Consider the following 15,218-nt stretch of genomic DNA (forward strand, 5'->3'; position numbering starts at 1 on the left):
CGAGCGGGCGCGGGCCGCCTGGCCGAAGGCGGCAGAGGCGGACGTGCCCTCGGGCGGCGGCGCGGACGTCGGCGGGCTGCCCGTCGGCCTCACCGGCGCCGAGGACCGGACGGCCCGCGTGCGGGTGCTCGACCGCGCCGCCGCCGACGCCGCGGGCGTGGACGGGGTCCTGCTCACGGCGTCACTCACCACGGAGGCCCAGACGTCGGGCGACAGTACATTGAGCGTCGGCTACGCCGACTTCGCCTCCGCGTACGGCGGCGGCTGGAGCGGCCGGCTGCGTCTCGTCCAGCTCCCCGCCTGCGCGATCACCACCCCGGAGCGGGCCGAATGCCGCACCCGGACCCCGCTCGACACCGACAACACCCTCGCCACGCAGACCCTGTCCGCGCCGGTCGCGCTGGCCGCGGCGCCCGCCGTCCTGGCCGTGACCGCCGGTGCTCCCGGTGAGGGCGGCGAGGCCCCCGACGGCAGCGGCGACTACGCCGCGACCCCGCTGACCGCGTCCTCCACCTGGGAGGCGGGCGGCAGCTCCGGCGCCTTCAGCTGGTCGTACCCGATGGCCGCCGTGGACCCGGCGGCGGGCCCCGCCCCCTCGCTCGACCTGTCGTACGACTCGGGCGGCATCGACGGGCGCTCGGCCGCCAGCAACAACCAGGGCACCTCGGTCGGCGAGGGCTTCGACCTGGAGGCCGTCTCCTACATCGACCGTCAGTACGAAAGCTGCGATGACGACGGGCACAGCAAGCAGTTCGACCGGTGCTGGAAGTTCGAGAACGCCTCGCTGGTGCTCGACGGCAAGTCCACCGAACTGGTCAAGGACGACACCAGCGGGAAGTGGCGGCTCAAGGACGACGACGCCGCCACCGTCATCCACTCGACCGGCGCCGACAACGGCGACGACAACGGCGAGTACTGGACCGTCATCACCGGCGACGGCACCAAGTACGTCTTCGGCCTGAACAAGCTGGCGGGCGCGGGCGCCCAGCGCACCAACGCGGTGTGGACGGTCCCCGTCTTCGGCGACGACGCCGGCGAGCCCGGCCACACCAAGGGCGACACCTTCGCCGAACGTCACGTGACGCAGGCGTGGCGGTGGAACCTCGACTATGTCGAGGACACCCACGGCAACGCCATGTCCTACTGGTACACGGCGGAGACCAACCACTACCGCAAGAACAAGGCCGACACCGCGAACACGCTCTACACGCGCGGCGGTTACCTCGACCGGATCCTGTACGGCCAGCGCGCGGACACGCTGTTCACCGCGACGGCGCCGTACCAGGTGGGTTTCTCCTACGCCGAGCGCTGCACGGTCGCCGACTGCGGCACCCTCACCAAGGCCAACGCTCAGAACTGGCCGGACGTGCCCTTCGACGCGCTGTGCGACAAGGACGAGAAGAAGGAGGACTGCCACGCGGTCGCCCCCACCTTCTTCAGCCGCAAGCGCCTGGTGAAGATGGAGACCTCCGTCCTGTCCGGTACCTCCTACCAGCCGGTGGACTCCTGGGCGTTCGCGCAGAGCTACCTCGACGGCGGCGACATCGGCAGCTCGGCCGACCAGACGCTGACGCTGACCTCGCTAACCCGTACCGGCTCCTCCGGGACGCCGGTGAAGCTCGACCCGGTCTCCTTCACCTACACGATGCGGCCCAACCGGGTGGCGGGCGGCACCCAGCCGGGCGGCGGCAACGTCCTGCCGCTGAGCCGTCCCCGCCTGGAGACGATCACCACGGAGACCGGCGCGATCACCACGGTCGCCTACAGCGGGCCCGAGTGTGTGCGCGGCTCCGGCATGCCGAAGGCCGAGGACGACAACGCGCTGTCGTGCTACCCGCAGTTCTGGCACGTCAACGGCGCCGACAACGCCTCCCTCGACTGGTTCCACAAGTACCGGGTGCTCGCGGTCAACACCGCGGACCCGGCCGGGCACAACCCGCTCACCGAGTTCGCCTACGAGTACGAGCGGCCGGGCTGGCGCTACAACGACAGCCCGTTCACCCCGGGCAAGGAGCGGACCTGGTCGCTGTGGCGCGGCTACCAGAAGGTCACGACGTACACGGGGGCCTCGGACGGCACCAGGGGCCGGACCGTGTCCGTGTTCATGCAGGGCATGAACGGCGACCGGCTGCTCAAGCCCGGTACCACCACCAGGACCCTCGACCCGGACCGCAGGCGGGTGGCGGCGGTGCCCGGACTGGACGTCTCCGGCCTCGACGTGCCCGACCTGACCGACACCGAGCAGTACGCGGGTTTCGCCCGTGAGGAGATCACCTACTCCGGGGCCGACCCGGTCGAGGTGACGGTCAACGAGCCGTGGTCGGCGCGGACCGCGACCCAGCACAAGTCGTACGCCGACACCGAGGCGTACTACGTGCGGACCGGCCGGTCCTCCGAGCACACCTTCCTCACCGTCCCGAAGACCTGGCGCACGGTGACCACCGCCACGACGTACGACGGATACGGCATGAAGGCCGAGGAGGAGAACACCGGCGACACCGCCAAGAGCGGCGACGAGTCCTGCACCCGCACCTGGTACGCCCGCGACGACGCCAAGGGCATCAACGACCTGGTCTCCCGCGTCCGTACGGTCGCCCGCCTCTGCTCGGTGGCGGAGGCCGGCCTGTCGCTGCCCGCGAACAGCGCCACCCACGGGGACGTGCTGTCGGACACCGCCACCGTCTACGACGACCCCGCCGCCACCACCTGGACGGCCGGGCAGAAGCCGGTCAAGGGCGCCGAGACCTGGATCGGGCGCGCGAGCGGCTACCCGGCGGCGGCCACCGGCGACGACCGGCCGCCCACCGGCTGGCAGCGTACCGAGCGCACCACCTACGACGCGCTCGGCCGCCCGCTGACCCAGACCGACGCGGGCGGCAACGTCACCGGCAACGCCTACACCCCGGCGGGCGCGGGCGTGCCGACGAAGACCGTGGTCACCGACCCCAAGTTGCACAGGACGACCACGTTCCTCGACGGGGTGCGCGGCGTGCCGGTGCGCACGTACGACCCGAACAACGGGCTGACCGAGCAGACCTACGACGGCCTCGGCAGGCTGACCGGCGTGTGGAAGCCCGACCGGAGCAGGAGCGGCGGCCAGACCCCCAGCCTCGCCTACACCTACGTGTACGAACGGGGCAAGGCGCCCGCGATCGGCACCGGGACCGTCAGGTCGTCCACGACGGCGAACTGGTCGTACCAGATCTTCGACTCGCTGCTGCGGCCCCTGCAGACGCAGACCCCCACCCCGAACGGCGGGCGGCTGCTGACCGATACCCGCTACGACTCGCGCGGCCTGGCCTACGAGACCCACGCCGACGTCTTCGACGCCGCCCGCGAGCCGAACGCCACCTACACCCGCGCCGAGTACGGCCAGGCGCCCAAGCAGTCCAACCTGGTCTTCGACGGCGCCGGGCGCGAGGTCGCCACGACCTTCTCGGTCTTCGGCGCCCGCAAGTGGACCACTACCACCTCCTACACCGGCGACTCCACCGCCGTGAGCGCGCTGGAGGGCGGCAGCGCGGTCAGGACCGTCGAGGACGCGCTCGGCCGCGTGGTCGAGCGCCGCGAGTACAAGTCGCCCTCACCCGACGACACCCAGTACGGCGCCGCGACCTCCAGCGGCCACACGAACACCTCCTTCACCTACCGGGGCGAGGACGAACTGACCGTCACCGGCCCCGGCGGCGCGAAGTGGACCCACACCTACGACCTGTTCGGCAGGAGGACCGGCACCGACGACCCGGACAAGGGCGCGGGCACCATCTCCTACACGGCCTTCGACAAGCCGGACACCGTCACCGGCTCCGACGGGAAGAAGCTGCTGTACGGCTACGACGAGCTGGGCCGCACGACCGGGCTGTGGGCGGGTTCGCGCACCGACGCGAACAGGCTGGCCACCTGGACCTTCGACACGGTGGCCAAGGGCCTGCTGGCCTCCGCCACCGGCTATGACGACGGGAAGGCGTACACCAAGAAGGTGCTCGCCTACGACGCGCAGTACCGCACGACCAGCAGCGAGATCCAGCTCGACCCGAACGACCCCATGGTGACCTCGGGAGCGGCGAAGACCAGCTACACCTTCGCCAGCGCCTACAACGTGGACGGCACGCTGAAGAACTCGACCGAGCCCGCCGTCGCGGGGCTGGCCCAGGAGACGGTCAGCCTCAGCTACACGCCGACCGGGCAGGTCGTCGGCGTCACCGGTGTCAACGACTACCTGCAGAAGGCCGACTACAGCCCCACCGGGCAGCCGCTGCAGCTCACACTCGGGCTGTCGGGGGCCGCGCAGACGAAGAAGACCTTCGTCAACCACACCTACGAGGAGGGGACCGACCGGCTCCGGCGCTCGTTCGTCACCACGCAGTCGGCGGCCGTGAAGCCGCAGGACCTGGCCTACACCTACGACGACGCGGGCAACGTCACCAAGATCGCCGACACGCCGACCGGTGAGGGGGTGGGCGCCGGTGACGTCCAGTGCTTCACCTACGACGGGCTGCGCCGCCTGACGGAGGCGTGGACACCGGCCGCCGACGACTGCGCGAGCAGGACGCTCGGCGGGGCGGCGCCGTACCGGACGGCCTACACCTACGACGAGGCGGGGCTGCGTACCAGCGAGACCCGCTACTCCGGCACGACCTCCACCACCTCCGCGTACTGCTACGGCGACGCCAAGCGGAAGCGGGCCCTCACCGCGACCACGACGGGTTCCTGCGCGGGCGCGGCGGCCACCTATGCCTACGACCCGCTCGGCAACACGACCGCGCGCGACGGCCAGACGCTGACCTGGGACGCCAGGGGCCGCGTCGCGACCCTGACCCAGGGGGCGCGCAAGACCGCCTACGTGTACGACGCGGACGGCGAGGTGCTGATCCGCCGGGCCGTCGGCGACGGTGAGAGCGTGCTCTACCTCGGCGCCACCGAGGTCCACGCCAAGAAGACCGGGACCGAGCTCAAGATCTGGAGCACCCGCATGTACGTCGCGGGCACCCAGCAGCTGGCGGTACGAAGCACCCAAACGGGCGCGAGCACGGTCACGTTCCTCGCGGGCGACCGGCACGGCACCTCGTCGCTGGCGCTCGACGCGGCCACCCAGGCGGTCACCCGGCGCTTCCTGACCCCGTTCGGGCTGCCGCGCGGCACCGCCCTCGGCGGGAACTGGCCCGACGACAAGGGTTTCCTCGGCAAACCGGCGGACGCCGACACCGGGCTCACCTACGTCGGGGCGCGCGTGTACGACCCGGCGACCGGCCGGTTCCTGAGCCCGGACCCGGTGCTGTCCACCGACCAGGCCCAGGCGCTCAACATGTACGCCTACGGCGCCAACAACCCGGCCACCTTCAGCGACCCGACCGGCAGGGAGATCGGGTCGCGGCCCAACTCCTGCCAGTACGATCTGCGGTACTGCTCGAAGAAGGAGCAGCGCAAGGTCGGCTACAACCCCAAGACCCGCAAGGTCACCCCGCGCTACCGGCACCGGCCGAGGAAGGCGATCTACTACACCTCCAAGCCGCGCATCCTCTTCGGGATCAGGATCCCGATCCCGAAGATCCGCATCCCCAAGATCCGTCCGCCCAAGAAGGCGGGCCTGCTCAAGGATCTCGCCACGAACCCGTTCCACGTGCGAAACAACCTCAACGGGGCGAACGCCATGGCCGCGGGCTACGCGATGACCATGAGCGACAGCTGCGAACGGCACGCCAGGCAGTTCGTCTGCTTCGGCGGCTCACCCGGCGGCAACCAGTCGATGACGGTCGGGGACGTGCACTTCTACCCGTACTCGAAGCGCGAGTTCGAGGAGGACCTGGTGGCGGAGAAGAACAAACGGGAGGAGATCGCCCGGGTCCTGGGCCCGAAGGGGGCCGAGAAGTACGGACCCGACCTGGAGCGGCACGAGGCCGTCCACTCCCGGCAATGGGCCAGATATCGGAAGGCGACCGACTTCATCGCCGCCTATGGGGCCGCGACGGCCGCGTCGAAGCTGAAGACCGGCGATGTCGCGGCGGGCAACCCCTTCGAGCAGGAGGCCGGCCTGTACTGGGGCCAGTATCTCCGCTGGTGTCCGACGGCCTTCCGCGCGCCCGGCGAACAGTGCTGGTGATGGTCATGAGAAGGTTCAGACGCGCGGGCCTCGGAGTGCTCTTCCTGGCCCTGCTCGCCTCGGCGTGCGCTTCGCCCGCGCCGAAGGCGATCCTCGCCATCGCGCCCGCCCAGGACGGCGGCGTGCGGCTCCTCCTGGCGGACTGCCCGGACTACCGGGCCACGGACCTCAGCCTCTTCGCCGACGTCGAGGGCGAAACGGGCAAGTGGAGCGTGCGCAACGACGGAGGTGCCTCGTCGGTGCGTGACTTCGGGGTCTTGCAGGATCCGCCCGAGGGGTGGACCTCGACCGGCTCCGGCCTCACCGCCCTGCGGGACGGGGTGCCGTACGTGGCCAGGGTGGACGGCGGCGTCCGGGAGCGGGTGCTGAAGGGGCGGGTGCCGTTCACCCTGGCCGACGTGCGGGACCTCGCCGAGGACCAGGTGTTGGTCTGGAGCGGGGGAGAGGAGAGCGAGGCGGTCGGCCGGGCCGACTTCCTCCGCTCAGAGGAGCGCTGCAGCCCGTAACGCCACCACCGGTCCGCGCTACCCGGTCATCGGTACGCCTGCGGCGCGGGCGTTCGCGAACAGGTCGTCCACGAGGACGGCCTGTTTGCCGTCCCTGGCCAGGATCGAGGCCGCCGCCGCGGCCCGGTAGCCGCTGCCGCAGTGGACCCAGATCTCGCCGCCGGGCAGTTCACCCAGGCGGGCGGGCAACTGCGGCAGCGGGATGTTGAGGGCGCCGGTCACGTGGCTCGCCCGGTGCTCGTCCGGCTGGCGGACGTCGAGGACGACCACGTCGCCGTGGACCGCCGCGAGATCGGCGAAGGTCGCTGTGGGCAGGGTGGCGACCTCGCCCTTCAGGTCCTGCGGGGCACCGACGGCGGCCGAGGGCCGGTCGAGGCCGATCCGCACCAGTTCGCGGCGGGCCGTCGCCACCTGCTCGCGGGTCTCGCCCAGCAGGGTGATCGGCGCCCCCCGGTCCACCAGCCAGCCGAGCCAGGTGGCCATGCTGCCGTCCAGGCCGAGGCTGACGGTGCCGGTGAGGTGGGCGGCCGCGTACGCCTTGCGTGAGCGCAGGTCCACCACCCACTCGCCCGCCGCGATGCTCGCGGCCAGCCGTTCGGGGTCGGCGAGGACGGGCAGGCGCAGGTCCACGGGGTCGGGGCCGGCCGCGTTGAGCGCGCCCATGTGGGCGTAGTAGGCGGGGTAGGCGCCGAGGCCGGACAGGACCTCCGTCACGAAGGCGTGCTTTGCCAGGCGCAGCGCCGGGTTGCCCAGTTTCTCCTGGGCGAGGGTCGAGGCGTCGTCACCGGTGGGGGTGCCGACCGCGCAGAAGCTGCCGAAGCCGTGCGTCGGCCAGATCCTGGCGCCGTCGGGCAGCGTGTCGGCGAGCCTGCGCGCCGAGGCGTGCTGGTGGCGGGCGAGCGTCTCGGTGTGCTCGGGGCCGAGCAGGTCGGGGCGGCCGGTGGTGCCGAACAGCAGTGAGCCCCCGGTGAAGACGCCGACCTGGGCGCCCTCGTGTTCGAGGACGTACGACAGGTGGTGGAAGGTGTGGCCGGGGGTGGCCATGGCCTTCAGGCGCAGGGTCGGGGAGACTTCCAGGACGTCGCCGTCGGTGAGCGGGGTACGCTCGAAGGCCACTTCGTCGCCCGCCGCCATGGCGTAGGCGGCGCCGGTGAGCCTCGACAGTTCCAGGCCGCCCGAGACATAGTCGTTGTGCAGGTGGGTCTCGGCGACGGCGGTGATCCGTACCCCGAGGCGGCCGGCGAGGGCGAGGACGCGGTCCACGTCGCGCTGGGGGTCGATCACCACGGCTGCCGCGCCGTCGGTGGCCAGGTAGCTCCGGTCGCCGAGCGAGGACGTCTCGATCACGTGCACGTCATACATGTCTGGGACAACGTCTACCCCTAGGGGGTATATTCCGAGGTCAGCGGTGGCGGCGGGCCCACGCGCGGCGGGTCTGGGCGCCCCAGGTCAGGAAGTCGTCGTGGGTGTGCGGGTCGTGGCCGAGGGAGATCAGCGCCGTGTCGGTCCAGCCGCACGCCTCCTCCACGTCCGCGCCCGCCAGCAGCGGCAGCGCGACCTCCACGTGCCTCGGCAGCGTGCCGGTGTTCACCCAGGCGGTCGCCGCGAACGCCGCGCCCTGGGCCAGGTGCGGGCGGTAGCCGTCGGCGCCCGCGTGGGAGTTCAGCTCCTCCAGCTCGTCCGGGGTGGCGCCGCCGGTGTAGGCGGCGGCGAAACCGACCCCGCTCCACAGGTCGGTACGGCGGCACGAGGGGTAGGCGGCGATCCGGGCGGCGACGTCGCCCGGCGCGGCGCAGTCGTGGTACCACAGCAGTCTGCCGAGGCCCTGGTCGAAGATGGCGCAGTGGGTGCGCAGCGCCAGTTCGGGCATCGCGCGCTCGCCCACCATGCGGTCGGCCTTGGCCATGCTCCACTGGAAGCCGTAGCCGTCCAGGGCCAGCCACCGCAGCAGCGGGTGCGCGCGGCGCAGGCCCCAGGTCGGGGGGAGCCTGAGCAAGGCGTGCGCACGGCCCGCGCCGAGATGGGCGGCGTGGAGGTGGGAGCTGGCGGGACCGGCCAGTAGCTCGCGAAGGCGCCGGCCCCGGGTCAGGGTGAGCAGGTCCAGCACGGTGGCGGCGGCTGCCGCGCCCTCGAAGCCGAAGACCTGCTGCTCGACCGGCATTTCGCCGATCTTCATGATTTCTCGTGACAAAGCAGCGTTGAAGCCGAAGATGTATGAATTTTCGGCTGATTGGAGGACCTTGGGGGCCGGGCCGGCCCTCAGGCGGAAGCGTCGCCTCCCCAGATCGGACTCTCGCGGATCCTTCTCCAGAAACCTCCACAGGCCACGAACCGGGGCCAGTGTCGGGACTTTGTTGATGAATGCGGTTGTGTCCGTGTCGCCCACGCTTCCCCCGAAGACGCATCGTACGGCCACTCCCGAAGCTAACGACGCCAATGCGGCATTAGCTGGCGGCGCTCCGCCTGTTCCGGCAAAGGTTCTCCAAAAGCGGTTGCGATCTCCGTGTGGTAGTCGGCGCTACGGCGGAGCCGACTTGGCGCCCCCCACCGACGCGGGTGCCCGGCCGTGCGGGCGCTCAGCGCGGAAGGGGGCGGGCACCGTACAGCCGTGATGTGGGCCGCCCGAAGGGCGGACACCCGGATCGGCGGCGCGCCCTCGTCAGGACGGGTCGTATTGCGGCAGGCAGCCGCACAGAGGTGAGGCGGGGTCGGTGGAGCTGGCCCGCACATCACGAAATATCCCGCTACCGCCGGTGAAGCCGGACAGGGCGTCGGCCGCCAGCACCACCGCGGCCGCCGTGTAGCCCGAGCGCTCGTGCGGGAAGTGCCTGCGGTTGGCGAACTGCCAGCCCGTCCAGTAGGAGCCGTCCGCGTGCCGCAGGTGCTGCATGTCGGCGAACAGTGCCGACGCCCGCTCATGATCACCCAGCGCGTCCAGCGCCAGCGCCAGCTCGCACGTCTCCGCCCCCGTCACCCACGGCTGGTCGGACACGCACCGGATGCCCAGCCCGGGCACCACGAACGTGGACCACTCGCGCTCCAGCAGCTCGGCCGCCTCCGGGCCGCGAAGGGCGCCGCCGAGCACGGGGTAGTACCAGTCCATCGAATAGCGGCTCTTGTCGGCGAAAGCCGCCGGATGGGCGGCGAGCACGTGCGCCAGCCGGTCGGCCGCGAGTTCCCAGTGCGGCTGCTGATCGCCGAGCCGGTCGGCGATCAGCACCCCGCAGCGCAGCCCCTGGTGGATCGAGGCGCACCCGGTGAGCAGCGCGTACGTCGCGGCCCTGCCCAGCGCGTCCCGCTCCCAGACGATCTCGCCGCGCTCGGTCTGCAGGTCCACGGCGAAGTCGAGCGCGCTCTTGACCATCGGCCAGAGCCGGCCGGGCTCCTGGCCGGTGACCAGGTGATGGTGCCAGGCGCCGACCGCGACGTAGGCGGCGTGGTTGGACTCGCCGCCGTGCTCGACGGCGCGGCCGTCCTTCACCTTCATCGGCCACGAGCCGTCGGGACGCTGCCGGTCGGCCAGCCAGCCGTACCCGCGCTCGACCGGCTCCTCCAGCCCCGCGACGGTCATCGCCATGAGGCACTCGACGTGGTTCCAGGCGTCCACGTGGCCCTCCGGCCACGGCACGCCGCCGTCCTCCTGCTGGATGGCCGCGATGCTCTCAGCGGTCTGGACGACCTGTGCCCACGAGATCACGCCGGCTTCCGCACATAGAGCACCACGCTCTTGCCGATGACCGGGTTGAGAAGCTGCTCGGCCAGGCGGGTGATCGGCGGGCGCTTCATGATGTCCCACACGAGCAGTTCGTGGTACGCCTTCGCGAGCGGGTGGTCGTCGTTGCCGACGCCGACGGCGCACTTGATCCACCAGTACGGCGCGTGCAGGCCGTGCGCGTGGTGGTGCGGGCCGATCTCGAAGCCGGTCGACTTGAGCTTGGCCGACAGCTCCGCCAGCGTGTAGATGCGCACGTGCCCGCCGGGGGCGGTGTGGTAGTCCTCGTCCAGCGCCCAGCAGATGCGCTCGGGCAGGAAGCTCGGCACGGTCACCGCCGCGCTGCCGCCCGGCTTGAGCACCCGGAAGATCTCCGCCATCGCGGTCATGTCGTCCGGGATGTGCTCAAGGACCTCGGCCGCGATGACCCGGTCGAAGGAGCCGTCCTCGAACGGCATGTCGAGCGCCGTCCCCTTCACCGTCTCGCCGCCCGCGCCGACCGGCACCTCGCCCGCCTTGTCCATCGCGACGAACATGGCGGCCACGTTGTCCAGCTCGGACTGGTCCATGTCGAACGCCACCACGTCCGCGCCCCTGCGCAGCACCTCGAAGGCGTGGCGGCCGCCGCCGCAGCCGAGGTCGAGCACCCGCTCACCGGGGCCGACGGGCAGCTTGGCGAAGTCGACGGTCAGCACAGTTAGCGCGCTCCTCTTGCGTTGATGGCTTCTCGGTAGGCTTCCACGGTCCGCTTGGCGACGACGTGCCAGGTGTAGCGCTCCATGACGCGGTCGTATCCCGCCTTCCCGACGCGCTCGCGCTCTTCCGGCGAGTCGTGCAGGCGCCGCAGCACCGAGGCCAGTTCCTCCGCGTCGCCGGGCGCGACCTGCACCGCCGCGTCGCCCACGACCTCGGGCAGCGCGCCGGTACGGCTGGCCACGAGCGGCGTGGCGCAGGCCATGTGCTCGACGGCGGGCAGGGAGAAGCCCTCGTAGAGCGAGGGGACCACGGAGATCTCCGACGTGGCGATCAGCTCGCCGAGTTCGTCGTCCGAGATGCCGTGCACGAAGCGGACCCGGTCCTTCAGGCTGAGCTCCTGCACGAGCTGCTCGGTGGGGCCGCCGGGCGTGGGCCTGCTGACGACGGTCAGGTTCACGTCGCGCTCGGTGGCGAGCTTGGCGACCGCCCTGAGCAGGGTGGCGACGCCCTTCATGGGGGAGTCCGCCGAGGCCACGGCGACGATGGAGCCCTTGCGGCGGGGCTTGTCCGGGCGGGGGTGGAAGAACCTGGTGTCCACGCCGAGGGGGATCAGGCGCATGTTGGCCTGCGGGACGTTGAAGTCGCGGTGGATGTCGGCCAGCGACGACTGGCTCACCGTGAGAATCGGGCGCAGCCTCGGCGCCACCTTGGCCTGCATCTTCACGAAGCCGTACCAGCGGCGCAGGCTCACCCGCTTGGCGCCCTCCGCCGCCTCCAGTTCGATGCGGCGGTCCACGCTGATCGGGTGGTGGATGGTGCCGACCACGGGGAACAGGCGCTGGATGCCGAGCAGGCCGTACCCGAGCGTCTGGTTGTCCTGGACGACGTCGAAGTCGCCGACGCGCTTCTTCAGCTCGCGGTAGGCGCGCAGGGTGAAGGTCAGCGGCTCGGGGAAGCCCGCGCTCCACATGGTGCCGACCTCCAGGAGGTCGATCCAGTCGCGGTACTCGTGGAGCTTGGGGGTGCGGAAGGGGTCCTCGTCGCGGTACAGGTCGAGGCTGGGGACCTTGTTGAGGATCACACCGGGGTCGAGTTCCGGGTACGGCTGGCCGGAGAAGACCTCGACATGGTGGCCGAGGGCGACGAGTTCGCGGGTGAGGTGGCGGAGATAGACGCCTTGGCCGCCACAGGTGGGCTTGCTGCGGTACGACAGCAGGGCGATACGCAGGGTATCGGTGCTGTTCCCGCCCGCTGTCCGAGTGTGCCGGGTGCGGTCCCGCACGGACACCCCTTTCTCCGCCACAAGGCCCATAAGGGCGGGCGTGTACCGTGAAAGATGACCTTAGCTGGAAAAGGCTACCATTCGGTAGGTCTGATGGAATTGTTCCTATCGGTGCTCACAGGGCGTGCGAACTGCGACGTTGCCGTGACCGAGCGTGCTTCGGTGGAACGTGTTCTAGATGGCTCTCTGAGTGTACATTCGGTGGTTGTGAGAGTTGGAGGACCCCGTTGGCCAGGCGCGCTCTGATCACCGGCATCACCGGGCAGGACGGTTCCTATCTGGCCGAGCATCTGCTCGCCGAGGGGTACGAGGTCTGGGGGCTGGCGAGGGGGCAGGCCAACCCCCGGCTGTCGCGGATGCGCAGGCAGTTGGCGGACGTCCGCGTGGTGCGCGGCGACCTGCTCGACCAGGGCTCGCTGATCTCCGCGGTGGAACGTGTTCAGCCCGACGAGGTGTACAACCTGGGGGCGATCTCGTTCGTGCCGATGTCGTGGGAGCAGGCCGAACTGACGGCCGAGGTCACCGGCATGGGCGTGCTGCGGATGCTGGAGGCGATCAGGGTGTGTTCGGGGGTGTCGAGGGGGTCGTCCACTCGCACCGGACAGATCCGCTTTTATCAGGCTTCGTCGTCTGAAATGTTCGGGCAGGTCACCGAGACGCCGCAAACCGAGCGGACCGGGTTCCACCCCCGGTCGCCGTACGGCGTGGCCAAGGCGTACGGGCACTTCCTCACCCAGAACTACCGCGAGTCCTACGGGATGTTCGCCGTGTCCGGGATCCTGTTCAACCACGAGTCGCCGAGGCGGGGGGCCGAGTTCGTCACCCGCAAGGTGACGCTCGGGGTGGCCCGCATCAAGCTCGGCCTGGCCACCGAACTGCGCCTGGGCAACCTGGAGGCGCGGCGCGACTGGGGCTACGCCGGCGACTACGTGCGGGCGATGCATCTGATGCTGCGGGCCGGGACGCCCGAGGACTACGTGATCGGCACCGGGCGGATGAAGTCGGTGCGCGAACTCGTGGAGGCGGCCTTCTCCGCGGCGGGGCTCGACTGGGAGCAGTACGTGGTGTGCGACCAGGCGCTCCACCGGCCGGCGGAGGTCGATCTGCTGTGCGCGGACCCCAAGAAGGCGCGGGTGCAGCTGGGCTGGGAGCCGACGGTGTCGTTCGACGACCTGGTGGCGATGATGGTCGAGTCCGACATCCGCCTCCTGTCGGAGGGCGGCGACCCCGACCAGGACTCCAACTGGCCGTAGACCCCTGATCGGGTGACCCGGGCCGCGACTCCAGCTGGCCGTAAGCCCCTGGTCGGGTGACCCGGGCCGGGACTCCCACTGGCCGTGGAGCCCGGTTGGAGGACGGCGACCCGATCGGGGCTCCCATCGGGGTGGGGCCTGATTTGAGGGCAGCGACCGGGATCCCCGTCGGCCGTGGAGCCCGGTCGGAAGGTGTCGGCCCGATCGGGGCTCCCATCGGGGTGGAGCCCTGATCTGAGAGCGGCGACCGGGATCCCAACTGGCCGTGGAGCCCTCGTTCTGTGGACAGCGGTCGGTTGTCCACAGAATCCGGTTCGCCTCGGCGGCGGGTGCACTCGCGGTCGCATCGTGGACCGGTGCACTTCACCCCCATCACCGGCCCGCTGACCACCAGGGCCCGCGTCTTCGCCAGTCTTCTCCCCGAGGCGGTGGCCTGCCTCCGCACGGCCGCCCACATCTGGGGGGTCGAGGCTCTGCCCATGGGCATCAAAGAGATCAACTGGCCGGTGGATCTCGCGTTGCCCGTCCCGATCGAGATTCCCGGGTGCACCGTTCGCGAGGGCGTGTACGCGGAGGCGGACCGTACGGTCTGCCGGGGGGTGCAGGTCACCTCGATGGCCCGCACCGCCCTCGACTGCGCCCGTATCCTGCCCCGCCTGGACGCGGTCATCATCGTCGACCAGTTCCTGAGACGCGGGGTCGAGCTGTCGGATCTCCGACGCCGCGCCGCCGGTTATCCCGATCTGCAATCGACCCTGTCGCTGGCCGACCGCGACGCGGGCTCGCCACAGGAGAGCCGACTCCGCGTCACGTTCACCCTCGCCTGGCTTCCCCGCCCGACCACCCAGATCAAAGTCCCCCTGACCAGCCGAACCCCACCGCCGACCACCTCCCCTCCCACCGCGTCCCCACCGTCTCCCACCGCGTCCCCACCATCGCTCCCGTCCACGCTCCCGTCCACGCTCCCGTCCACGCCCACGCCCACGCCCACGCCCACGCCCACGCCCACGCCCACGCCCACGCCCACGCCCACGCCCACGCCCACGCCCACGCCTGCGTTCGAGTTCCCGTCCACGTTCACGCCTACACCTGCGTTCCCGTCCGCGCCCACGTCCGCGGCAGCGTTCGATTTCCTGGCCGTGCCCTCGTCTGCGTTCCCGTCTCCTTCCGCGCCCACGTCCGCGTTCGATTCCGTGTCCGCATCCGGGCCTGCGTTCGAGACCGCTCCCACACATGGCCCTGATCACGCCGGCGCCCGGTACGAGGCCCAGACCGCCTATCTGGACCTCGGCTGGCCGGAGTACCGCGTGGCCGTGGAGTACGACGGCCGGGAACACCACAGCAGCCCGTCAGATCGGGCCCGCGACGCCGCCCGTCGCACCCGCCTGGCCGAACTCGGCTGGTACGTGATCACCGTACGGCAGGACATCATCCCAGCCCGCACCGGAGACCTCATCGCCCACGTCGCCAACACCCTCATCGCCCGGGGCTGGGACCCCGGCCCCGCCCGCACAGCCAAGATCCTCGCCCGTATCCGCGCCACCCGCCGCCGTCGTCGCTGACCCTCCGACCGGCCATCAGGTGTCACACCCTCCATGCCGCCGTCACCCGGCCTCCCGGAGTGCTCAGGTCAGGCGCACCGGGAGGGTTTGATGCCGCCTGGAGGTGC

Annotated in this window: 9 protein-coding genes; 4 read left to right on the forward strand and 5 right to left on the reverse strand. The window is 71.0% G+C overall.

Features of this window, described 5'->3' with window-relative positions; all coding sequences use genetic code 11:
- The first annotated feature begins 43 nt into the window (after window positions 1-43).
- Both ABD120_RS09655 and ABD120_RS09660 read left to right on the forward strand, forming a co-directional pair.
- Complete coding sequence (locus tag ABD120_RS09655) at window positions 44-6,100, forward strand: RHS repeat-associated core domain-containing protein (RefSeq protein ID WP_343949407.1); 6,057 nt, start codon at window positions 44-46, stop codon at window positions 6,098-6,100.
- A gap of 5 nt (window positions 6,101-6,105) precedes the next feature.
- Window positions 6,106-6,606, forward strand: a complete 501-nt coding sequence (locus ABD120_RS09660; protein WP_343949408.1) for a hypothetical protein — start codon at window positions 6,106-6,108, stop codon at window positions 6,604-6,606.
- Between the two features lie 18 nt (window positions 6,607-6,624).
- Here ABD120_RS09660 and ABD120_RS09665 read toward each other — a convergent pair whose 3' ends face one another.
- The 5 genes from ABD120_RS09665 to ABD120_RS09685 all read right to left on the reverse strand — a co-directional run bounded on the left by ABD120_RS09665 (window position 6,625) and on the right by ABD120_RS09685 (window position 12,296).
- A complete protein-coding gene (locus tag ABD120_RS09665) occupies window positions 6,625-7,968 on the reverse strand; it encodes a rhodanese-like domain-containing protein (protein WP_343949409.1) in 1,344 nt (447 codons plus the stop codon).
- Between the two features lie 40 nt (window positions 7,969-8,008).
- Window positions 8,009-9,022 (reverse strand): DUF1702 family protein, encoded by a 1,014-nt coding sequence (locus ABD120_RS09670; protein WP_343949410.1) that lies wholly within the window; start codon window positions 9,020-9,022, stop codon window positions 8,009-8,011.
- A gap of 243 nt (window positions 9,023-9,265) precedes the next feature.
- Entirely contained in the window at window positions 9,266-10,303 is a 1,038-nt protein-coding gene (locus tag ABD120_RS09675; RefSeq protein WP_343949411.1) for a prenyltransferase, read from the reverse strand.
- Complete coding sequence (locus ABD120_RS09680; RefSeq protein ID WP_343949412.1) at window positions 10,300-11,013, reverse strand: class I SAM-dependent methyltransferase; 714 nt, start codon at window positions 11,011-11,013, stop codon at window positions 10,300-10,302. The genes ABD120_RS09675 and ABD120_RS09680 overlap by 4 nt, the downstream gene beginning before the upstream one ends.
- A gap of 2 nt (window positions 11,014-11,015) precedes the next feature.
- Window positions 11,016-12,296 (reverse strand): glycosyltransferase family 4 protein, encoded by a 1,281-nt coding sequence (locus ABD120_RS09685; protein ID WP_343949413.1) that lies wholly within the window; start codon window positions 12,294-12,296, stop codon window positions 11,016-11,018.
- A gap of 227 nt (window positions 12,297-12,523) precedes the next feature.
- Here ABD120_RS09685 and ABD120_RS09690 point away from each other — a divergent pair, with 227 nt between their 5' ends.
- The gene (locus tag ABD120_RS09690) at window positions 12,524-13,549 is read left to right on the forward strand and encodes a GDP-mannose 4,6-dehydratase (RefSeq protein WP_343949414.1); all 1,026 of its coding nucleotides are present in this window, start codon (window positions 12,524-12,526) and stop codon (window positions 13,547-13,549) included.
- A 356-nt stretch (window positions 13,550-13,905) separates the two neighbouring features.
- Window positions 13,906-15,111 carry a hypothetical protein gene (locus ABD120_RS09695; RefSeq protein ID WP_343949415.1) on the forward strand — a complete coding sequence of 402 codons (1,206 nt, stop codon included), beginning with the start codon at window positions 13,906-13,908 and terminating at the stop codon, window positions 15,109-15,111.
- Window positions 15,112-15,218: the final 107 nt, after the last annotated feature.

The sequence above is a fragment of the Nonomuraea longicatena genome, assembly GCF_039525605.1.
Lineage (GTDB): Bacteria > Actinomycetota > Actinomycetes > Streptosporangiales > Streptosporangiaceae > Nonomuraea > Nonomuraea longicatena.